The 20,813-nt window shown below is 36.4% G+C and carries 20 protein-coding genes; 12 read left to right on the forward strand and 8 right to left on the reverse strand.

Annotated features, from left to right (window positions below; genetic code table 11):
- Nucleotides 1-30: 30 nt before the first annotated feature.
- The 4 genes from BUW93_RS07025 to BUW93_RS07040 all read left to right on the forward strand — a co-directional run bounded on the left by BUW93_RS07025 (nucleotide 31) and on the right by BUW93_RS07040 (nucleotide 5,920).
- Nucleotides 31-270 (forward strand): hypothetical protein, encoded by a 240-nt coding sequence (locus BUW93_RS07025; protein WP_081210539.1) that lies wholly within the window; start codon nucleotides 31-33, stop codon nucleotides 268-270.
- Between the two features lie 79 nt (nucleotides 271-349).
- Nucleotides 350-1,660 carry a hypothetical protein gene (locus BUW93_RS07030; protein ID WP_081210541.1) on the forward strand — a complete coding sequence of 437 codons (1,311 nt, stop codon included), beginning with the start codon at nucleotides 350-352 and terminating at the stop codon, nucleotides 1,658-1,660.
- 2 nt (nucleotides 1,661-1,662) lie between these two features.
- The gene (locus BUW93_RS07035) at nucleotides 1,663-4,113 is read left to right on the forward strand and encodes a sensor histidine kinase (RefSeq protein ID WP_081210543.1); all 2,451 of its coding nucleotides are present in this window, start codon (nucleotides 1,663-1,665) and stop codon (nucleotides 4,111-4,113) included.
- Nucleotide 4,114: 1 nt separating this feature from the next.
- Nucleotides 4,115-5,920, forward strand: coding sequence for a hypothetical protein (locus BUW93_RS07040; protein WP_081210545.1), 1,806 nt, complete (start codon nucleotides 4,115-4,117; stop codon nucleotides 5,918-5,920).
- Nucleotides 5,921-6,012: 92 nt separating this feature from the next.
- On the opposite strand, the gene BUW93_RS07045 is transcribed toward BUW93_RS07040, so the two are convergent.
- Entirely contained in the window at nucleotides 6,013-7,344 is a 1,332-nt protein-coding gene (locus tag BUW93_RS07045; RefSeq protein WP_081210780.1) for a tyrosine-type recombinase/integrase, read from the reverse strand.
- 391 nt (nucleotides 7,345-7,735) lie between these two features.
- On the opposite strand from BUW93_RS07045, the gene BUW93_RS07050 reads away from it, so the two are divergent.
- The 3 genes from BUW93_RS07050 (at nucleotide 7,736) to BUW93_RS07060 (ending at nucleotide 10,512) form a co-directional block, all read left to right on the forward strand.
- The gene (locus tag BUW93_RS07050) at nucleotides 7,736-8,986 is read left to right on the forward strand and encodes a cation:proton antiporter domain-containing protein (RefSeq protein ID WP_081210547.1); all 1,251 of its coding nucleotides are present in this window, start codon (nucleotides 7,736-7,738) and stop codon (nucleotides 8,984-8,986) included.
- Nucleotides 8,987-9,189: 203 nt separating this feature from the next.
- Nucleotides 9,190-9,690, forward strand: a complete 501-nt coding sequence (locus tag BUW93_RS07055; protein WP_081210549.1) for a hypothetical protein — start codon at nucleotides 9,190-9,192, stop codon at nucleotides 9,688-9,690.
- A 195-nt stretch (nucleotides 9,691-9,885) separates the two neighbouring features.
- Nucleotides 9,886-10,512 carry a DUF4403 family protein gene (locus BUW93_RS07060; RefSeq protein ID WP_081210551.1) on the forward strand — a complete coding sequence of 209 codons (627 nt, stop codon included), beginning with the start codon at nucleotides 9,886-9,888 and terminating at the stop codon, nucleotides 10,510-10,512.
- Between the two features lie 41 nt (nucleotides 10,513-10,553).
- On the opposite strand, the gene BUW93_RS07065 is transcribed toward BUW93_RS07060, so the two are convergent.
- The 4 genes from BUW93_RS07065 to BUW93_RS07080 all read right to left on the reverse strand — a co-directional run bounded on the left by BUW93_RS07065 (nucleotide 10,554) and on the right by BUW93_RS07080 (nucleotide 13,389).
- Nucleotides 10,554-11,069: a ferritin gene (locus BUW93_RS07065; RefSeq protein ID WP_081210553.1), complete on the reverse strand. Its 516-nt coding sequence runs from the start codon at nucleotides 11,067-11,069 to the stop codon at nucleotides 10,554-10,556.
- An 86-nt stretch (nucleotides 11,070-11,155) separates the two neighbouring features.
- Nucleotides 11,156-11,470, reverse strand: coding sequence for a hypothetical protein (locus BUW93_RS07070; RefSeq protein WP_081210555.1), 315 nt, complete (start codon nucleotides 11,468-11,470; stop codon nucleotides 11,156-11,158).
- 42 nt (nucleotides 11,471-11,512) lie between these two features.
- Nucleotides 11,513-11,983 carry an Lrp/AsnC family transcriptional regulator gene (locus tag BUW93_RS07075; protein WP_081210557.1) on the reverse strand — a complete coding sequence of 157 codons (471 nt, stop codon included), beginning with the start codon at nucleotides 11,981-11,983 and terminating at the stop codon, nucleotides 11,513-11,515.
- A 32-nt stretch (nucleotides 11,984-12,015) separates the two neighbouring features.
- Complete coding sequence (locus BUW93_RS07080) at nucleotides 12,016-13,389, reverse strand: saccharopine dehydrogenase family protein (protein WP_081210559.1); 1,374 nt, start codon at nucleotides 13,387-13,389, stop codon at nucleotides 12,016-12,018.
- 66 nt (nucleotides 13,390-13,455) lie between these two features.
- On the opposite strand from BUW93_RS07080, the gene BUW93_RS07085 reads away from it, so the two are divergent.
- Nucleotides 13,456-13,845, forward strand: a complete 390-nt coding sequence (locus tag BUW93_RS07085; protein WP_081210560.1) for a DUF423 domain-containing protein — start codon at nucleotides 13,456-13,458, stop codon at nucleotides 13,843-13,845.
- 77 nt (nucleotides 13,846-13,922) lie between these two features.
- On the forward strand, nucleotides 13,923-15,521 hold the full coding sequence (pckA, locus tag BUW93_RS07090) for a phosphoenolpyruvate carboxykinase (ATP) (RefSeq protein WP_081210562.1): 1,599 nt from the start codon (nucleotides 13,923-13,925) through the stop codon (nucleotides 15,519-15,521).
- An 85-nt stretch (nucleotides 15,522-15,606) separates the two neighbouring features.
- Here pckA and BUW93_RS07095 read toward each other — a convergent pair whose 3' ends face one another.
- Both BUW93_RS07095 and BUW93_RS07100 read right to left on the reverse strand, forming a co-directional pair.
- On the reverse strand, nucleotides 15,607-16,359 hold the full coding sequence (locus BUW93_RS07095; RefSeq protein WP_081210564.1) for a uroporphyrinogen-III synthase: 753 nt from the start codon (nucleotides 16,357-16,359) through the stop codon (nucleotides 15,607-15,609).
- Nucleotides 16,360-16,385: 26 nt separating this feature from the next.
- The gene (locus BUW93_RS07100; protein WP_081210566.1) at nucleotides 16,386-17,045 is read right to left on the reverse strand and encodes a DUF4271 domain-containing protein; all 660 of its coding nucleotides are present in this window, start codon (nucleotides 17,043-17,045) and stop codon (nucleotides 16,386-16,388) included.
- A gap of 103 nt (nucleotides 17,046-17,148) precedes the next feature.
- Here BUW93_RS07100 and BUW93_RS07105 point away from each other — a divergent pair, with 103 nt between their 5' ends.
- The 3 genes from BUW93_RS07105 to BUW93_RS07115 are packed head-to-tail and all read left to right on the forward strand — an operon-like array spanning nucleotide 17,149 to nucleotide 19,725.
- Nucleotides 17,149-17,880, forward strand: a complete 732-nt coding sequence (locus tag BUW93_RS07105) for a polyprenol monophosphomannose synthase (protein ID WP_081210568.1) — start codon at nucleotides 17,149-17,151, stop codon at nucleotides 17,878-17,880.
- Entirely contained in the window at nucleotides 17,880-19,223 is a 1,344-nt protein-coding gene (locus BUW93_RS07110; protein WP_081210782.1) for a dihydroorotase, read from the forward strand. Before BUW93_RS07105 ends, BUW93_RS07110 begins: the two co-directional genes overlap by 1 nt.
- Nucleotide 19,224: 1 nt before the next feature.
- Nucleotides 19,225-19,725, forward strand: coding sequence for a DUF4296 domain-containing protein (locus BUW93_RS07115; protein ID WP_110688278.1), 501 nt, complete (start codon nucleotides 19,225-19,227; stop codon nucleotides 19,723-19,725).
- Here the strand turns inward: BUW93_RS07115 and BUW93_RS07120 are convergent.
- Nucleotides 19,709-20,731, reverse strand: a complete 1,023-nt coding sequence (locus BUW93_RS07120; protein ID WP_081210570.1) for an NAD-dependent epimerase/dehydratase family protein — start codon at nucleotides 20,729-20,731, stop codon at nucleotides 19,709-19,711. The two genes, BUW93_RS07115 and BUW93_RS07120, sit on opposite strands and share 17 nt — an antisense overlap.
- Nucleotides 20,732-20,813 lie beyond the last annotated feature (82 nt).

The following is a 20,813-nucleotide window of genomic DNA, read 5'->3' on the forward strand; positions in this document are numbered from 1 at the left end:
TTTATTTTTCATCCGTTTCCTTTGTTAAGGATGGACTACAATCACGCTATATATAAATACATAGAATATCTCTTCAAGAAATCTGAATTATCCAAACGTAAGTTTGCTAAAGTTCATTTTATAGAAGATAGCACCGTACGAGATATTCTTAATAAAGGTGATTACCAAATTAGTTTACTTACAATTTTTAGAATCTGTGAAGGGGAAAATATTAGTCCTTCGGAATTCTTCTCCGAAGTAGAAAATATGTTCCCGGAAGCAAAAATTTAGATATTTCATCAAGTTAATCTACCTATTTACTTATATAACATAAAACTTTTCTATTTTTGATAATACTAACTAATGTAGATTGACAACACGAGCAAAGATTGAAAAGTCACTTTATTCGATTAGTCCGGATATTTTAAACGGGGTTAATTGCAGTAATAAAGAAAACGCCAGAAGAATTATTAATTATCCTGCCATGATGGTTCCTAGTGTGCAGGAATCCATAATTCAAAGTATTTTAGATTATTACCCTGAGGAAATTTCTCTTTTAGATCCATTTATGGGAGCATCAAATACACTTGTTACAGGTATGAAATTTGGTGTCAATGTTTTTGGGCAGGATATTAATCCTCTTTCAATTCTTATCAGTCAAGTTAAAACTAAAATTTACGATTACAGTTTATCCGAAAAATTTGAAGATTTAATACTGAAATTAGACAGATCTAGATCTACAAAAATTGAAATAGATTTTAACAATATAGATAAGTGGTTTAAAAAAGAAGTTCAAGTAGAACTATCCCAAATATATAGGGCTATATTAAAAGAGCCAGATATTAACATTCGCAAATTTTATTGGGTGACATTGGCAGAAGTTATCAGATTAACAAGCAATGATAGAACTTCGACTTTCAAAATGCATGTCAGACCGTTAGAAGAAATCACTAAAAGAAATTTATCTCCTAAAGAGTATTTCAAGAAAATTGGTAAACGGAATATTGCCGATTTGTTAACCTTAAAGAGTGAATTGAGTGAAAAAGGTTTTATAACCGAGAACTCGTATCAAAAATCTGTAGGTGTTCACTGGGGTGACTCGAAGTTGAAAATTAATACAAAAGCTAGGTGCAATTTATTAGTGACTTCGCCACCTTATGGAGATAATCAAACAACTGTTACTTATGGTCAATTTTCATACTTACCTTTACAATGGATTCCTATTTCAGAAATAGATGAAAAAATTAACATCGATTATTTAAAAGCCATACAGTCTATTGATTCTCTAAGTTTAGGAGGTAAAACTGTACAAGATTATAACCTAGTGGAAAAAATGTTATTTGAAAAGTCCACAACACTATATACTCTTTTCCAAAAATTTAATGAGAATCAAAAGATTAAAGCTAAGAAAGTATTAAACTTTTTCCATGATTTAGATTCCACGATTGATAATATTCTAAACTCTATGGAAGATGATTCTTATCTCATCTGGACTGTGGGTAATAGAAGCGTTAATAAAGAAGTTGTGGAAAATGATAATATAATAGCGGAATTATTTAAATCTAAAGGTGTTGACTTATTTGTGGATTTGGAAAGAGATATATTAGGTAAAAGGATGCCTAATAAAAATAATTTTTCTAGTACTATGTCAAAAGAGAAAATCTTGATTTTCAAAAATTAAATATGGGCTCTAATCTACACTTCGACATTACTCCACATATTGTAAAACAACTAGGAGAACAATTGGTATCTGATGAAGTAACTGCGCTATTAGAGCTTATAAAGAATTCATACGATGCGGATGCTAGTTATGTATCTATTGATATAAATACACAAGAAAAATATACCGACGAAAAACTTTTTTATCCAGATCACAAAGGATATCTGATAGTTGAAGACGACGGTTTCGGTATGAGTAGAGAGACTATACTAAAGTCCTGGCTGTTGATATCATACTCAGAAAAAAGGAATCAGAAATTAAAGAGAAAAAAAACTCCTAAAGGTCGGACTCCTTTAGGAGATAAAGGACTTGGGAGGTTGAGTACTCAAAGATTATCAGATATCTGTGAAATCTTCACAAGTACTGACAGTAAAGATGGTACTCATCTGGCTTTTAATTGGAAAGATTTTGAAAAAGAAGATAGACTTAGTGAAGTAAGGATTAAGGAAAGAAACTATAATCCGAAAAGTATTGGTACAAAATTGATCTTAAGTGATCTCAATTATCATGAAGTTTGGTCAGGTAAAAATTTAGAGAGATTCAAAGGTCAAGTCTCTCAAATTATCTCACCATATAAAGAAAATAGACCCTTCGAAGTTTATATACGAGTCAACGGAATTTCAATAGATTTAGAAGAATCTAATGAAAACCTTAGAGATTTAGCTTTTGGGCGATACAAATTTAACTTTGATGGTTCAAAAATAAGTATAAGTGGAAAGACCAAACTTTATAAATTTTTAGGTAACAAACCAACTGAGTACAAACAATATCTCCTTCCAGATAATGGAGCTAAATTTTTTGAGTTTCTTTCAAAAAAATATCCAGAATATAAAAAGTCAAACCAAAACGATTTCTTTTTGGAATTTAAACAGGATCATCACCTCGATGATTTAGGAGGTATGGAGGTTGTAGATGGGGAACGAGCAAATCCTGGTCCATTCCAAGGTGTTATCGATGAATTTAGCTATGATAACTGGCTTTCAAAAGATGAAGAGGTGCAGAATGTATTTGGGGGTTTTGCAAATTATAGGGCATTTGCTCAAAACCAGTCGGGTATCAAAATATATCGAAATGGTTTTGCAGTCAAACCTTTTGGACTGGACGATAATGATTGGTTAAAGCTAGGAGGAGGACAGACCTCTGGAAGTTCCTTTTACGGTTTAAGGCCTTCCAATGTAATTGGTTACTTTTCAATAGATGAAGGTTCTAATGAGAATCTCAAGGACAAAACTGATCGAGAGGGACTTGTTTCTAATCCATATTCTAGAAATTTTTTCTTAATAGCAGATTTTATTAAAGATAGAATTAATATATATCAAACTAATATTAGAAGAGCATATAATGAATTTTTGAATATATATAAAACGGAAAATAGTGGAATAAAAACTGTATCTGAAGCTTTTAATGAAATCAAAAGAACTAAGGATGAAACAGAATCCTTAACCAAGGAAGCTATTCAATCTAAAAAAACTGTCGACAGTTTGATTGAAGAACAAAGTCGAATAGTAAACGAGGTTGAAAACAATCCGATGTTTGCAAAAGAAGAATTTAAAACAAATTACGATAAAGCTTTAAAAATTTTAGATCGACTAAAATCTATTCAAAAAACCTTTGAAGGAATAGAAAAAATAGTACAAAGATCAAAAAACTTAGGAGAAGTAATAGATGTATTAGAACCAAAAATAGAAACGTTAGAATCACAGTTAAGCGATTTCTCTGAATTAGCTAGTTTAGGTATAACAGCAGAATCAATTAGTCATGAGTTTGCAGGTTCAGCTGATAGACTAGGATTAAAAGCCAACCATTATTTTAAGAAACTTCAAAATAATAGTTTGTCGGATTCTGATCTACATGTTCTATTAGAGTATATAAAAACCACCGTAAATGGATTTAAAGTTCAATTGCGTCATTTAGATCCAGCTCTTAAATATCATCGTGAAAAGAAAGAAAAAATTAGCATAAGTAATTTTTTTCAGCAAGAAATGAATTATTATAACCACAGATTTAAAGAGAAAGAAATTCAGTTGGATATAAAGACTACGGATGATTTTAGAATTAAGGCTAATAGAGGAAAACTTACTCAAATCATAGATAACCTTTTAATAAACTCAGAGTATTGGTTAAAAGAGAAAAAATCTGCGGATGCAAATTTTCAACCACGTATTACAATTGAAATTGTTAGCCCTTGGATAAATATCGGCGATAATGGCTACGGTATACCAAAATCTATAGAGAATCAATTATTCGATCCTTTTGTAACCACCAAGCCAAAAGGAAAGGGAAGGGGATTAGGATTATTTATAGTTAGGCAACTTTTAGACTCGATGGGCGGTACTATAGCTCTGGATCCCGAAAGAAATAATAATGGTAAACTTTTTAATTTCACGATCAACCTTAGTAATGCTTTAATTTAAAATGGCGGAAAAAATTATCCTGAATTCTAAACTCGGTACCCAAAACATCACACCTCAAACTAGTAATGGAGAGAAAGAAAAAGCTATAGAGGCGATAAACCAGTTACTCGATAAGGAAAATATTGAATTTATTTACTATATAGATGATAAAATTGAGGTAGGACAACAAGAAAGTTATTTTAAAGGAATGATGAATACCGCAAAGATGAAAAGTCATTCCTTCGAGCATCCAATTTTTAAAGATCTTAATTCAAATCTTCCAAATCCTGTCTTTCAACAAAAAGTTAAAGATCTATGGGATAATGAGAGCGACAAGAAGAAACTAATACATGAGGTTTCTATGGTGTTAGAAAATGAAGAAAGTTCTAACATAATTCCTTCAATGGAAATTGAGGAATTCTTTCCAGAAAAACTAAAACTTCTCACTCCAAATGACTGGATACAAAAATATAAAAAAGACTTAAGCTCTATTGGAGAGGACAAAAAAATTCTTTGCCTTTTCGATTTTGAACTTCATGATTTTAAAGGTCCAAACGGCGAAAAAAATGGAGCTGATTTATTGAAGAATGTTCTAGAAAGTGAATTTAATAATAAAGTTATCTGCGGAATATTTTCCCATCATTTCAGTATAGAGGATGAGGATGAATACAGGCGAATTTATTCTGATGATTATGAGATATCCCCTAAGAAATTTTATACTGTTTCTAAAACCAGGTTTGCACATGATCCAAAACTCAGTGCTTTTGCTGAAGGAATAAAGAATGTGGTGTCCCTCCCCTATCTAGAAGACCTAAAAGAAAAATCTATAGACATTATTATAGAAAGTAATCAGAGTTCGATTACCGAGTTGAGTGAAATAAGTCCTAAAACTTATAACCGAATCGTACAGAGAGCATCTTACAAAGAAGGGATTTGGGAAGTTGAAGGACTCTTTAGAATGAGCTCTATACTAAATACGCATCATAATTTTAAAACCTTAATGAAGGATGAAATTCGACAAAGCTTTGATGATTCGATTAAACAAATTCGAGAATTAGATTCTGTCGCAACAGGCTACAATCATATCGATGAAGATAAAAAAGCGGTGGATCTAAGATTCAAAGAAGTTTTTTTGGATGGTGAACTACTTACAAAATTACATTTTCCAGTTGGAAACGGAGATATATTTAAAATAGGTAAGAAAGAATATATTTTACTCGTTCAACCTTGTAATATAGCTTTAAGATCAGATGCTAAAAGGGGCAGGGGATTTAACATCGGTACGTTAGTGCCGCTAAAAGTTATTTCTAAACAAAAATATAACGCAGCAGTTTCGTCTTCTTTGGTTGATCCAGAAACTGGAGATGGAGAAGTTTCGTGTGCTTTTTTTGCAGAATTTAAAACAATTCCTTTAGATATTTTAGATTTAACCGTGTTTAATGAGAATAGCGAGGCAATTTTAGATATGGCCGTTTCGGATCTCGAATCAAATGATATCTTGATACCATCCTGGAAGAAAAGATATGAGATAATTTATAAGGATTTTAAAAAGGAGGAGATAGCCTACTTAGCATTCGAAAAACTTAAGCCTACCTTAAAAGATACATTAGATAAAACTGAGATTGATAAGTTGAAATCTTTTTTCGAAAAACCTTCGTACGTCAAACAATTTTCATTAGGAAAACATAACATTTATAACGCTGATGGAAAACGTTTTGATTTTAATATAAAACGAATAAAAAGGTATCAATTTCCTTATTCAGCAGACTTACTGCAATCTTTTATGGCGTACCAGGCAAGAAATGGATTTGATGTTGAATTCGTATGATTTAAGATGTATTTCTAAAGATTATTTATTGACTTGAATAAAAGCTTTTATTGCAATTCCTTCACAGCTAAAATATAAATTCCCCCCTCCTTCTAAAAATTGATTACACTATCCAAAGCATCATCAGCATCTCTATGAATAAAGTTGGCCTGGTAATTCAGTGTGGTTTTTAAATCACTATGCCGGTAAAGCTTTTGTAACATGAGAGGGTGAATTTTGTCCCCGGCTATGTTTCCAAAAGTATGACGGGCTATGTGGTTTGAGAGGTTTTTGTCTATTTCACACTCGTTAGCTATTCGTTTTAGGAATTTGTTTAAAACCTTAGTAGCGTTCCTCATTTTAAGAAATACGCTTTTTGGATCCTGTTGATTTGCATCTTTTAAAAATGGAAAAATATAGCCATTGTTTTCCGTCTTATCCATCAGGTAGAGATTAAAGATGGTTCTGGCTTTGTCCGGGACTTTAAAGCTTAATGGTTTTTCATTCTTATTCATCACATAGTACAGGCGGCCATCTTTTACATCTGTCCACTTCAAGGCTACAACATCTGAAATTCTTATACCTGCAAAGTAGAAGGAAACTAGCCAGACATTCCTGGTATGCCAAATTGAAGAATAACTTTCCACTGCAAGATTTTCTATTCTGGTAACTTCCTCAGCAGTCAGTCCAATTTTATTTCCTGAGCCAATCCTGATTTTTTCTTTTTCGCCCGCGAAGGGATAATACTTTTGAGAAACAATCCCGTCTTTTATAGCAACATTAAAGAGGGTTCTAATAAAAATAAGTTGGTTTGTGATGGTTCGGGTCTTGTGTCCCAAGTATGTGGAGCAAAAGGCTTTGTACTTATTCAGAAATGATTCATTCATTTCCCGAAATTCCAGTCGGGTATTTCTCTTAAAATAGGTAATAGCATCCTCAAAAGAATATTGACCTTTTCTGGTCTTACTCACTCGTATTCGTCTTCGCTCTTTAATTGATTTTATAACCTCCTCTTTCTTTTGACTGGTTTTGAGGTTCAGAAACTCTTCCAAGTTATAGAGAATAGACAGCTCAGATTTCGCGACAGAAAAAGTTCCTTTATCATATTTTTGCTTTACACGTTCAGCCGCTACTGCAAAGAAAGATTGAGAACCTCCCGGTCCTTTGAGTTTGTTTTTAATCTGTCTGGGAGTTAAATCATCTTCTGAATGAAAATACAAATCTTGTGCTTTGGTAATCTTCTTGTTGAGAAAATAGTTTAGCTTTTTGTGGTTTGGGTGGGTCTTTTTTACTTTTCTCAAAGTTTCATCCCAATCTTTCTCTAAAATCGAATGGCCCAAAAAATAATAATTGGTCTTGTAGTTTTCACTTATTCTTAAGGCAAGAGGAATGGTGCCATTTTTCTTCATTTTGTTGGGGCGTAAGACTACTTGAATATTTACCATAACCATCTAATTTTTAATATTTTAAATATAAGGTTATTTTTCAAAAATGGGTACAGAATAGGTACAGAATAATTCGTTTTTATCCGCTATTTTTTGATATCAATAAAAAATGTATAGTATTGAAAATCATAGTATTTATGTGTGTTTGGTGGATTTTAATGTTCCTCTAATTCAAGCTCATAACCCGAAGGTCACTGGTTCGAGTCCAGTTCCCGCTACTAAGCAAAACAAGCCACCATTTCGGTGGCTTTTTTGTTTTCCTTATTTTTATTAGCCTGTATTTCCAATAATCAGAATTAGAAGATTCGTCTGGGAGCCCGTCCAGAATTATATTCTTTTTAAGAAATAAGGGTTTTTTGCTTCTTAACTTGAAAGAGTAAACTTTTGAGTTATGGATTTTATGCTGATTGTGTTTTTCATTAGCCTTTTTATCATCCTTTCTGGAGCCGTCTATAAAAAGTTGCAATCAAACTCAATTACAGAACCCTTTCTGGCACTCCTTTTAGGCGTAATCGTAGGACCTGATGTTCTTGGTATTATTGATTCTGCGCCGGTTTCAGAAGAATTTAAAATACTTGAAACGGCCTGCCAATTTACCCTTGCCATGACTTTGATGGCCACTGCGCTAAGGATACCCCAGGATTTTTTTAAAAGAAATGCTCAAACTGCCTCTTTGCTGGTAATCTTCGGAATGACTTTTATGTGGCTTCTTGGTTCACTGGTATTTTATTTAATAGTACCCAATTTTTCAATGGGTCAAAGCCTGCTTTTAGGAGCCGTTATCGCCCCTACAGATCCTGTTGTCGCTTCAACTCTTACCAGTGGGAAAATGGCTAAAAAATATCTGCCTGGATTCCTAAGAAACAATTTATCCTTTGAATCTGGTATGAATGATGGACTTTCTTATCCCATTGTCTTTATTGCCTTACTTTTAGGAGGATTCGCTACCTATGATTTGGCCGATTGGACCAAAAGAATTTTTCTTTATCAAAATGTTTTATGTGCCGTATTAGCCTATTTGGTGGGGAACGGCGCAGGTTTTTTAATGAGGAATTCTCACAGGGCCGGATTGATGAATAAAAAAACTATCTTACCTTTTTCCATGGCGGTTGCTTTATTTCTGTTAGCGGGTTTCAATGCTTTACAAATGAACGGAATCATTGCCGTTTTTGCGGGGAGTTTGGCCTTTGCTAAAGATATAACCTCTAATGAAGAACTGGAGGAAAAACATGTTCAGGAATCCATGGAGCGCTTAACAACAACTCCCGTTTTCTTCATCCTGGGACTGATGTTGCCGTGGCAGCAATGGAACTTGTTAGGATGGAAAGCCATTGCCATTCCTCTTTTGATCTTAATCTTTAGAAGAATACCGGCGGTACTTGCATTGATGCCGTTTCTTCCCAAATTCAGGAATAAGATTTATTCTTCCCTTCTTCTTGGGTGGTTTGGACCTATAGGAGTAGCTACGCTATATTATTCTGTTCTCATGAAAGAAAAATCGGGGATGGAGGAAGTTTGGGTTATACCGAGTTTGATTGTGGTTGCTTCTACCTTAGTACATGGTCTTACAAGTGTTCCTCTCGAAAAGATATACCATCGCAAAGCTTCAAGATTAAAAGAATTTTCGGAACAAGATACCTAAACGAACTAACTTGCAGCAGTTGGAGATCAAGGTTTCTATGGAGGAGTCCCGGTTTTTTTAAAATGAAGCCTAATGTAATCGGTAAACAGATGTTAAAAATTTGATTTTCAGTAAATTAGGGTGATTTCACCCTTGTTAGGACTGGTTGGAATGTCTTACTTTTAAAGAGCTTGATAATTTGTAATCACTAAAGTTCTTTTATTATGAAAAATTTCATCCAAAAAACCGCAGCCCCCCTGTTCTTTTTTATGTGTCTTCTAGTAGGCTGTAATAGTGATGATTCATTACAACTTATGGATGAAGAAGAGTTTTTAACTGCTAAAATAGATGGTGTAAATCTATCTGTTCAAGGTTTAGACGGGCTAATCTCTTGCCAGAAATATCTTAATCATAATGGAAGTATGGATTTACTACTTAAGGTTGAAACCACCAACGGAGAAGGAATTGAATTCCGACTGGCCAATTACCTTGGGAATCACGCTTATGTTCTAAGTAGTAACAACTTTCAGGATAGCTGGATTATGTATAGGCACACCAATGGAGAATGGCTTAATATTAAAGGTAATTCCCAGGATTTGATTGAAATTTTAGAGGATGACGGAAATTATCTTACCGGAAGATTTTCATTTCAGGGTCATAATGGTACCTATCTATCACAAAAGCATATTTCCGAGGGAAATTTTAAAGTTAAATTCGATTTTTAAGCCGTGACTTAAAGTAAATCAGAGCTCATGATATATTAGGTCATGAGCTTTCTTATTTTTGACGGGAGCCTTCCTTATGGAATAAAGTTAATGAAATCTTATTTTTTACTTTTAGAAGTATAAACCTGATTTAATATTGTCGGTTTTATGAATGATAACTTCTAAATTAGAGCAGGAATCAGTAAAAATATTTCTATGAGCAACTCATTACAAGATAAAATTTCCATTCGGTTACCGGTTAAAATCGGCTTTCAGGTTCTTGATGAAGCCTTGCGGAATAAACTTGTAGGTGAAAATATTGAAACAGAAGGGAAAGATGGCGAGGTTTCTACCTATGCCAGCATTTTAGACGCCGCCCTGATGAAGAGTGAAAAGGAAGGCTATGACCTGGCACTGGATATTAAATTTAAAACCCTCACTTCCCTGTTTAAAAATAAGGAAGGTCGCATATTTCTGCACCTGGCTATTGAATTTGACCCTGAAGAGCAGGAAATAATGGTGAAAGATTATAAGCTGGAAGGAAGGAGTAATAACTGGCTTATGGATAAAAGCTTGCAGGCTGTAGCCAACACTTTTATTTATGAAAAGCTTAAAAAAAGAATGAAACTGGATTTTTCTCCACACATAGAGAAACAGTTAAAGGAGATAAATGAGAAATTAGAAGCGCATATAAAACCTTCAGAAGAAATTAGTCTGTCGGGTTACCTTGAAAACTTCAGAATTGTAGATATTATTCCCGGAGAGAGTTTGTTTCTTATTTCCATAGAGATTGAGGGCTTTGCTATTGCCGAATTAACCAAGATCCCGGCCGATAAAATGTAAGCCTGAAAGAAAAAAGGCCGCTTTAAAAGCGGCCTTTTTAATTATTCTTCCCTTATTCCAGGGATTCTTTCGTCTATATACTTTAGAGGTTCATCGCTCATCAGGTCGAATAACTCCAGCACTCTGCGCATAAGCTGTTCTTCCTCCATTTGCTCATTTACGAACCATTGCAAGAAATATTCGGTGGTAAAGTCGTTGAGTTTCCTGCATTTCTGAACTAGATTATGAATGTTTTTGGTGATCTCAATTTCCTGGTCCAGGGCGGTCTCAAAAATCTCCTCAAGGGAATTGAATTCGTGCATCACGCTTTTTACTTCAGGAGCATAAGCAGTACCACCATTATCATTTATAAATTTGAATATCTTCAACATATGTTCCCGTTCCTCTGCAGACTGCTCGTAAAAGAAACTCGCACTGTTCACTAATCCGTTATGATCACACCAGGATGCCATTGCAAGGTATGCCGAAGAGGAAACTGCTTCCCTTTCTATCTGTTTATTAAGCATATCCATGATCTCCACATTTATGCTTAACTTTTGTCTTACTATATCTTTCATGATTCTTTTTTCTAAAATTAGCCAAAAAGCTATTAACCACCCAATTTTCGGCAGAATTTAGAAAGAGTCTAAACCTAAAGAGTTTATTATACCCTGGTTGTAAGAAGGGAATTAAGCTCCAGCATTGCGAAGGTTCCATCCATGAGTTCTTTCAGAGCTATGCATTCAAAAGTGTCAAAAATGAAGATGTGGCAGCGATTACATAAAACAAGAATTTCAATTCCGTGTTTGTTCTTCCCGCTAAAATGAGCATCAAGATCTATGTGCTTAACCTGTTCTCTGAAAGCGAGTAGTTGGCAGAAGCTAAGCTTTATCATTTTATGCTTTACATCAATATAAAAAGCCCGCGAGCTGTCGCATTGGTATGAAGTGAAATTATGGGCCTTAAAAATTGTATTCATCCTGGCGCCAAAATTAATTCTTATTTAGAATTATTCCAAATATTAGATCTTAATTTGTCGCTTAATTTGTTGATTTAACGAAATGAAAGTTTCTGTTCTTGAAACACCCTCTATGGCCTGAATATCTTTATTGAGAACCTGCATTAGGTGCTCGTTGTCCCGGCAAAGAATCTTCAGGAAAATAGACCAGTCTCCTGTGGTATAATGACACTCAATTACCTCCGGGATCTCACTGAGCTTTTTCACAGCCTGTGGGTTGCTAACCGCCTTATCTAAATAGACCCCCACGAATGCCATGGTCTTAAATCCCAGCACGCGGGGGTCTACAATAAGTTTGGAGCCTTCTATCAATCCGCTTTTTTCGAGTTTTCGCAAACGTTGGTGTACCGCCGCCCCCGTAATTCCGATGCTTCGGGCGATCTCCAGGATAGGTTTTTTGGCATCTTCCATTAAATGATTCAGAATGGTTTTATCTATACCATCTACTACAACATTCTCGTTTACTACTTTCATTAAAGTGATTTTTAGTAAGGCTAAAATAACTATTAATTGCCTACTTCTCCAAAGGGGTTATATCCCAGATAATCAGATTCTTTTTCTTTGAAAATGATATCATGTTTTTCAAGTTCCCTTAATATAGGTTCATAAACTTCTTTCTTAATTGGCAGTTGCACTCCGGGAGTATTGATTTCTCCATTAAGGATCTTGATGGTAGCAATAGCTACCGGCAAACCAACCGTTTTTGCCATAGCGGTTTCGGATTGGTTCTTTCCTATATGCACCATGGTGGAATCTATTTGCTTTTTTTCACCGTTTAATTCATAACCGAATTTGTGGTACATTACAATCATATCCTTATCCTCTGGGGCTAGTGACCATTTCTCCATCAATAGCTTCTGAAGAGCCTGGGCGGGGGTGGCATTTTTAATTCCTATTTTCTTTTTATCATTAAAGATATCCAGCTCCAGCAATTTTTCCCACATCAGGTCGTCCTGATCGATCTTTAGGTTATGCCGAAGTTTGAGCTCAACAGAATCGGTAGGGGAATAAGGTAAAAATGAGTTTACAAAATCGCGGTAACTCATATTCTCAGAATCAGTCATTTTAAAACTGTCATCGGTCATTCCCAGTTGCACAAACATATTCCAGGCACGGCTGAAGCCTACCCGTCTTATGGTGCCCCGGTAAAGGGTTAGAATATCTTCAAGGCCGTAAATGCTCATATAATCTAGGGAATTCCTGTTAGCATAGCCCTCAAATTTTCCATATTCATCAATTTGAAGAAGTTCTGTTCTTCGGAATAATCTGTGGTAAGGGATATATTTAAATTTTCCTTCCTGGATAAACTCAGCCACACCTCCCTGGCCCGCAACCACAACATTCCTGGGGTTCCAGGTAAATTTGTAATTCCAGAGATTGGTATCGCTTTCTGGGGCAACCAGACCCCCGGTAAAGGATTCAAACATGAGCATTTTCCCGCCTTTATCTCTAATTCGGTCTATAACCTGCATAGCACTCATATGATCAATACCGGGATCGACTCCAATTTCGTTCATAAAAACCAGGTTTTTTTTCTTTACTCCTTCATCCAGAGCTTTCATCTCTTTGCTAATGTAAGAGGCAGTAACCATATTCTTTCCCAGGTTTACGCAGTCCCGGGCAACCTCGATATGAAATCGGGCCGGGAGCATAGATATCACGATATCGGCCTTTTTTATGGCGGCTTCCCGGCCTGCCGGGTCAAAGACATCCAGGGCCAGGGCTTCACAACGTTTATGGTTTTGGGTAGCTTTTTGCGCAGTTTCAATATCCAGATCTCCAATTCTTAGAAAAAGGTCCTCAGATTCTGCATTTTCGAGCAGGTGGTTGATAAGCACGGAAGTAGATTTTCCCGCGCCAATTATTAATATTTCTCGCATAAAATAAGTTAATTTTGTGTAGTGGTAACGAATGTATTAAATCTTTACTTCATAAAAAATTAATAGATGGATAAGCGATTTTTGGTTGCAGGAAGTGTTTTTGGTCTTTTGGGAATTGTAATTGGTGCTTTTGCCACCCATGGTTTAAGTCCGCTTTTGGAGGAAGCTTCGCTCAAATCTTTTGAAACAGGTGTGAAGTATCAAATTTATCATGCGCTGCTATTTCTAATAATTGGGGGATATAAATTTTCAGGATTAAAAAATTTAAAAAGTATTTTTTATTTGCTACTTGTAGGGGTGCTATTGTTTTCAGGTTCCATTTATTTACTTGCCACAAATGATCTTACAAGCGTCGACTTTAGAAGCATTGCATTGATTACCCCCATAGGAGGAACCCTGCTTATACTTGCATGGTTAATATTAGGGGTGAAATTTATTTCGTTAAAAAATGAATAAAATGCCGGGGCAATCTCTTTATTCTGCTTAAGATTTATAATTTTGTACGCCTAAACAAACCACACACTTAATAATTTATGTTCGCAAACACCCAAATTACGAAAACGATTTCGTTAGAGGAGTACGGGATCAAAGACGCAACACTTCACTATCAATTAAGTCCGAAAGAATTACATCGAATTACAATTGAAAAAGGACAGGGCGTCGAAGCCAGTTCGGGAGCCCTGGCAGTGAATACCGGTGAATTTACCGGGCGTTCACCTAAGGATCGATTTATTGTAAAAGATGAAGTTACCAAAGACGAAGTTTGGTGGGGAGACATCAACATCCCATTTGAACCACAAAAGTTTGACCAGCTGTATAAAAAGGTTACTGAATATCTTTCAGGAAAAGAAATTTTTGCCAGAGATGCATATGCCTGCGCCGACGATAAATACAGGTTAAACATCAGGGTGGTGAATGAGTATCCCTGGTCTAATATGTTTGCCTATAATATGTTTTTGAGACCGGAAGAAGAGGAGCTTAAAGACTTTAAAGAAGATTGGCTTATATTGAATGCACCCGGCTTTAAAGCCGATCCCGAAGTGGATGGCACGCGTGCCGAAAATTTTGCTATTCTTAATTTCAGTAAAAAGATCGCTTTGATTGGAGGTACAGGTTATACCGGTGAAATCAAAAAGGGTATTTTCTCTGCACTTAACTTTATTTTACCAGTAGATAAGAATACCCTGTCAATGCATTGCTCGGCAAACGTTGGGGATGATGGCGAAACAGCCATTTTCTTTGGCCTCTCGGGAACGGGAAAAACGACGCTTTCTGCCGATCCGAAGAGAAAACTCATTGGTGACGATGAACACGGCTGGACTCCGGAGCATACTATCTTTAATTTCGAAGGTGGGTGTTATGCCAAGGTTATTAATCTTACCAAAGAACAAGAACCTGATATCTATAATGCCATTAAACCGGGTGCGATTCTTGAAAATGTTATTCTTGATGAACATGGCGAGGTGGATTTCGAGGATACTTCTATTACCCAAAATACCAGGGTAAGCTATCCAATTTATCACATTAATCATATCAAGAAACCATCGGTAGGTAAAAATCCAAAGAATATTTTCTTTCTCACCGCCGATGCATTTGGTGTGCTGCCTCCCATAAGTAAATTAACCCCAGGACAGGCAGCCTATCACTTTATAAGCGGTTACACTGCAAAAGTAGCTGGAACCGAGGCAGGAATAGATGAGCCTGTACCAAGTTTTTCAGCTTGTTTTGGCGCTCCCTTTATGCCGCTTCACCCTACGCGTTATGCTGAGATGTTAAGCAAGAAAATGAAAGAAGAGCAAGTTCATGTCTGGCTCGTGAATACAGGCTGGACCGGCGGCGCCTATGGTACCGGGCATCGTATGAAACTTCAATATACCAGAGCCATGATAAGTGCTGCCCTGGAAGGAAAACTCGAAGATATGGAATATACTAAACATGCTATTTTTGGGTTGAATATGCCGGAGAGCTGTGAGGGAGTTCCTGCAGAAGTGCTTAATCCGCGAAATACCTGGAAGGACAAAGAGGCATATGATAAGAAAGCCAATGAGCTGGCGACATCGTTCAAATCGAACTTTAAAAAATATGAAGATAACGCCAATTCTGAAATACTCTCAGGAGGGCCCGTTTCGTGATTTTTAATTAGTTAATTGGATTCAAAAAAATCCGGTGTTGAAATGACACCGGATTTTTTATTTAATAAACAAATGGAAGCCAGGTTTAAGTATGCTTTTTATTTGCTTCGTTAATATATTTTTGAAGCGCCATAGTCATGGAAGGTGTCTCTGGAGTAGGAGCTTTGATATTTACCGTTAACCCATGGTCTTTCGCCGCTTTAATTGTTGTATTTCCAAAAACCGCTATACGAGTATCGTTCTGTTCAAAATCAGGGAAATTCTCGAACAAGGATTTAATACCGCTTGGACTAAAAAATACCAGAATGTCATAAGTTACATCCCTCAAATGAGAAAGATCACTAACTACTGTTTTATAAAAAGTAGCCTGTTTCCATTCAACACCAAGTTTATTTAGGGTCTTGGGTACGTCTGGTTTCAACATATCGGAAGAAGGAAGAAGAAACTTCTCATTCTTGTATTTTTTGATTAGAGGAGATAGGTCGGCAAATGTTCTTTTTCCCACATAAATCTTACGCTTACGGTATACTACATATTTTTGCAGGTAGTAGGCAACCGCTTCACTCAAACAAAAGTATTTTAAGGTGTCTGGAACCTTGAAACGCATTTCTTCAGCAATTCTGAAAAAGTGATCTACGGCATTACGGCTGGTAAGGATAATTGCAGAATATTTGGTTAAATCAACTTTTTGTTGCCTTACCTCTTTGGAAGGAACCCCCTCAACGTGTATAAAGGGAATGAAATCAATTTTTACTCGCTGTTTTTCCTCAAGCTCAAAATAAGGTGAATTCTCTATCTTAGGTTCTGGCTGGGAAACCAAAATTGTTTTCACTTTCATATATCAATACTTTAATTTGATCCGGGTTAAATTGTAATAAGCTTATACAAAATAATATAAGGAGCAATTTCGAGAGCGCAAAGGTACAAAATAAAATAGAACCAATTAGCGCTAATTAGGTTTTGATTTTGTTTGTAGATGGTAGCCATGCTTATAATGTTAGTAAGTATTACCAGGCCTAAGATTATAGATAATACAAGTGTTGTAGGGGGAAAGGCGTAGAAAAAAAACAATAAAGGAATGAATAATAAAAGCGCTATAAAGTTGCGATATGCCAGTTTTTGATAAAGGTAGTAGTCTATTATTTTGTCCAGATCAAAAATATTGGCAATTATCTTTTCCACACCGAATTTCAGCAAAATAAAACTGGCATATCCTGTTGCGATTCTTAAAAAAAGAATACCAGGACTGGCTGGTAAAGTTTCCGGCCAAAACACTTGGGAAATAAGAAATAAAAATAAGGAAACCGATAAAATATTCACCAAAAACATTAAAATGTTAAAAGGATGAAAAGCCTTATACTCCTTTCCTCGAAACACCATAAATTTGTTCGAAGTTAACAGGGAAATAAAATCCTCAAAACGCTGTGGATAGGCGGTTTTTACAAGGCTTAACAGGATAAAGGCGCCCAGTAGGATGAGGCTTACCCAGTCTAAAGATTCTACATGTCGCTCAATTGCCTGCAAATGGATTTTTTTACAAATGTAAAATTTTGATGTTAACGGGGAGATTATAAGTCTGAAGAAAATGAAGATTTAAAATGCATACATTTGTGCAAAAAAATTCAGAATGGTAAAGGGGATTATCATTATACCCACTTACAATGAGATTGAAAATATTGAGCGCCTTGTTAGAAATATTTTCTCTCAAAAGCGCAAATTTGATATCCTGGTGGTAGATGATAACTCTCCTGATGGTACTGCCGATAGGGTTAGAACCCTCCAGGCAGAATATCACGACCGCTTATTTCTGGAAGAACGAAACGGAAAACTTGGATTGGGGACGGCGTATATTCATGGCTTCAAATGGGCACTGACCAGAAACTATGATTACATTTTTGAGATGGACGCCGATTTCTCTCACAATCCTAATGATTTAATAAGATTATATAACGCCTGTAAACGGGGTGGAGCCGATATGGCTATTGGATCCCGTTATGCTACAGGGGTAAATGTGATAAACTGGCCTATGAATCGTGTGCTTCTTTCCTGGCTGGCCTCAAAATATGTGAGGTTAATTACCAGGATGAATATTCACGATACTACAGCCGGATTTGTATGTTACAGCAGGAAGGTGCTTGAGACCATCGATCTGGACCGAATTCAATTTGTGGGATATGCTTTCCAGATTGAAATGAAATTTAAAGCATACCTGAGTGGTTTTAAAATTACTGAAGTGCCCGTGATCTTTACCGACAGGACACAGGGAACTTCTAAAATGAGCGGTGGAATTATTTCTGAAGCCGTATTTGGGGTAATATTTATGAAAATAAAAAGTCTTTTCAAAAAGGATAAATGGTAATGAAAAAGGTTTTAATCAAGAATGCGCGTATTGTTAACGAAGGAAATATCAGGGAAGCCGATGTTTTTATTGAAGATGGAATAATTGTAGAAATTGGGGAAAGCATCAGTCCTAAATCTCCCGATGTCAACATTTTTGATGCTGAAGGGACTTATCTCCTGCCGGGTCTTATTGATGATCAGGTACATTTCAGAGAACCTGGGCTTACGCATAAGGATACGATAGAAACTGGCTCAAAAGCTGCTGTGGCCGGTGGAATTACCTCCTTTTTTGAAATGCCTAATACCCTGCCGCAAACAACTACCATAGAACTTCTGGAGGAAAAATTCAGGTTGGCGGCCGAAAGCTCTTACGCCAATTATTCTTTTATGTTTGGAGGCACTAATGATAACCTCGAGGAAATACTAAAAGTTGATCCTAAAACAACAGCTGCCCTAAAACTTTTCCTCGGGTCTTCCACGGGAAATATGCTGGTTGACGATGAGAAGGTTCTTGAAGAAATTTTTTCCAAATCCCCTTTGTTGATTGCGGTTCACTGTGAAGATGAGGAAACAATTCAGAAAAATCTTCAGGAATGTAAGGAGCGTTATGGAGATGATATTCCCATAGAGCTGCACCCCAAGATAAGAAGCGAGGAAGCCTGTTACCTGTCGTCTTCCAGGGCAGTAGCACTCGCCAAAAAGACCGGAGCCCGGTTGCACGTTTTTCATCTTTCTACCGCAAAGGAAATAGGACTATTCAGCAATAAATTGCCCCTGAAAGATAAAAAAATAACAGCCGAGGTGTGTATTCATCATTTATGGTTTAACGATTCAGACTACGCGAAGAAGGGAACTCTAATTAAATGGAATCCTGCCGTAAAAACAAAAGAAGATCAGGAGGCATTACTTAAGGGGCTGTTAGATGATTGTATAGATGTACTGGCAACCGATCATGCCCCGCATACCAAAGAAGAAAAGAAAAACCCTTATACCAAAGCTCCTAGTGGGGGGCCATTGGTGCAACATGCGCTCCCTGCGATGCTTCAGCTACATCACCAGGGAAAAATCTCGCTGGAAAAAATCGTTGAGAAATTTTGCCATAATCCAGCAATACTTTATCAAATAAAGGATCGCGGGTTTATCCGGGAAGGTTATAAGGCCGATTTGGTGCTGGTTGATCTCAATTCTCCCTGGGCGGTGCAACCAGATAATATTGTGTATAAATGTGGTTGGTCGCCTTTTGAAGGTGTAACTTTTAAATCCAGGGTAACCCATACCTTCGTGAACGGGAAGCTTGTTTACAAGAACTTCAAACATCAGCCTTTTGCAAAGGTGGCCGAAAGAATAGAATTTGATCGATAAAATGAAAAGAGGCCTGTATTTACTTATGTCTATAATGCTTCTCTCGGCCTGTCAAAATGTTGAGAAGACAGAAAAGCCTGATGATCTTATTGCTGAAGATAAAATGGTGGAGGTGTTAACCGAAATTTCTATTATGACATCTGCCCGTAATTTTAACAAACGGGAGTTTGAAGCTACCGGGATTGAACCCGAGGAGTATATTTATGAGAAATTCGGTATAGATAGTTTACAATTTGAGAGAAGCAATGCTTTCTATGCTGAAAATTATATGCAGTATGAAAATATTTATCGCCGGGTAAAAGAAAATCTTCAGGGAATGAAAGATAGACTGGATTCTATTCGGGAAGTGGAGCGTAAAATTAAGGATTCTATTCTGGCAGCTGAAGGAGATCTTGATAGCCTTCAGATAGACTCGTTAAGGGTAAAAAGCGATTCTCTAAAAATGGAACAGGACAGAAAACTGGATAGTCTTATCAACTCGCGTTCTATCGAGATCCAGTAACTTCTTCTTTGTAAATAGCTGCTGTTTTTGAAATTACTTTCTCCATGGGAGTAAATTCATAATCCAGTTCCTTTTTGATTTTTTCATTGCTGTAGTGAGCATCTTCAAATAGAGTTTTAATCGTGCTGGTTGTGATTTGGCGCTTCCTTCCAAAAATGCTCCCTACTTTCATACCGGTCCAACCTAGCCATAGCATCCATTTTTTTAATTCCTTCTTTGGAGCAGGTTTGTTGAGGTTTTGGGCTACAACGCTCATCACTCTTTTGAAATTGATGTTTTCTGAAACAATGACGTACTTTTCGTTTTTTATTTCAGAATTCATTAGAAGTTGCATGATGCTCACAACATCTCCAACCCCTACAAAACCAGTGGTTTTTGAAAAAAAGTAGTTTAAGCCCTGTTGTATCCGGCTAAAAATGGGACCGCTACCAGAATCCCAGAAACCCGGGCCTATAATTATTCCCGGATTTACAATAACCATGGGAATGCCTTCCTGCGACCCACGCCATACCTCGATTTCTGCACCATATTTTGAAATTGCATAGTCACTGTGATTACCCTCGGGATTCCATCCCGTAGTTTCGTCAATTTCAGGCTTTTTTATATCTCTGCCCAGGCTGGCGGTACTGCTTACGTGGCATAGCTTTTTCACCTTATTGGCAATGCATAAATTTACAATATTCGCAGTGCCCGTGATATTTGTTTTTCTGAGCTCTTGTGCATCAGCCGGGTTAAAAGATACCAAAGCTGCACAATGATAGACCTGTTCCACTCCCTCAAAAGCTCTTTCCAGCTTCGGGATGTCGTTAATTTCAAGCTTAACCCAATCAATGTTCTGGAAATATTCTGCAGCCTTTTCAGGGGTCGTATAATAGGTGAAGATGTCTTTTACACGCTCCCGTTTGCTTTCACTACGGAATAATGCCCGTATTTTTTCTTTCTTTTTCGCAAGCTCAAAGGCCAAATGTGAGCCTACCAATCCTGTTGCTCCTGTGATTAAAATCATGTCGTAAATATAGGGAAAGCCCTTAGGAAAAATAAGAGTTTATGGTATCTTTACGGCTCTTTTTGTATTCAAATATATAATT

This window comes from Salegentibacter sediminis (assembly GCF_002078605.1).
GTDB lineage: Bacteria > Bacteroidota > Bacteroidia > Flavobacteriales > Flavobacteriaceae > Salegentibacter > Salegentibacter sediminis.

Coding starts and splice junctions, on each gene's coding strand:
- BUW93_RS07025 (WP_081210539.1), top strand. CDS start 31: ATGGACTACAATCACGCTATATATAAATACATAGAATATCTCTTCAAG.
- BUW93_RS07035 (WP_081210543.1), top strand. CDS start 1,663: ATGGGCTCTAATCTACACTTCGACATTACTCCACATATTGTAAAACAA.
- BUW93_RS07040 (WP_081210545.1), top strand. CDS start 4,115: ATGGCGGAAAAAATTATCCTGAATTCTAAACTCGGTACCCAAAACATC.
- BUW93_RS07045 (WP_081210780.1), bottom strand. CDS start 7,344: ATGGTAAATATTCAAGTAGTCTTACGCCCCAACAAAATGAAGAAAAAT.
- BUW93_RS07050 (WP_081210547.1), top strand. CDS start 7,736: ATGGATTTTATGCTGATTGTGTTTTTCATTAGCCTTTTTATCATCCTT.
- BUW93_RS07055 (WP_081210549.1), top strand. CDS start 9,190: ATGAAAAATTTCATCCAAAAAACCGCAGCCCCCCTGTTCTTTTTTATG.
- BUW93_RS07060 (WP_081210551.1), top strand. CDS start 9,886: ATGAGCAACTCATTACAAGATAAAATTTCCATTCGGTTACCGGTTAAA.
- BUW93_RS07065 (WP_081210553.1), bottom strand. CDS start 11,069: ATGAAAGATATAGTAAGACAAAAGTTAAGCATAAATGTGGAGATCATG.
- BUW93_RS07070 (WP_081210555.1), bottom strand. CDS start 11,470: ATGAATACAATTTTTAAGGCCCATAATTTCACTTCATACCAATGCGAC.
- BUW93_RS07075 (WP_081210557.1), bottom strand. CDS start 11,983: ATGAAAGTAGTAAACGAGAATGTTGTAGTAGATGGTATAGATAAAACC.
- BUW93_RS07080 (WP_081210559.1), bottom strand. CDS start 13,389: ATGCGAGAAATATTAATAATTGGCGCGGGAAAATCTACTTCCGTGCTT.
- BUW93_RS07085 (WP_081210560.1), top strand. CDS start 13,456: ATGGATAAGCGATTTTTGGTTGCAGGAAGTGTTTTTGGTCTTTTGGGA.
- pckA (WP_081210562.1), top strand. CDS start 13,923: ATGTTCGCAAACACCCAAATTACGAAAACGATTTCGTTAGAGGAGTAC.
- BUW93_RS07095 (WP_081210564.1), bottom strand. CDS start 16,359: ATGAAAGTGAAAACAATTTTGGTTTCCCAGCCAGAACCTAAGATAGAG.
- BUW93_RS07105 (WP_081210568.1), top strand. CDS start 17,149: ATGGTAAAGGGGATTATCATTATACCCACTTACAATGAGATTGAAAAT.
- BUW93_RS07110 (WP_081210782.1), top strand. CDS start 17,880: ATGAAAAAGGTTTTAATCAAGAATGCGCGTATTGTTAACGAAGGAAAT.
- BUW93_RS07115 (WP_110688278.1), top strand. CDS start 19,225: ATGAAAAGAGGCCTGTATTTACTTATGTCTATAATGCTTCTCTCGGCC.
- BUW93_RS07120 (WP_081210570.1), bottom strand. CDS start 20,731: ATGATTTTAATCACAGGAGCAACAGGATTGGTAGGCTCACATTTGGCC.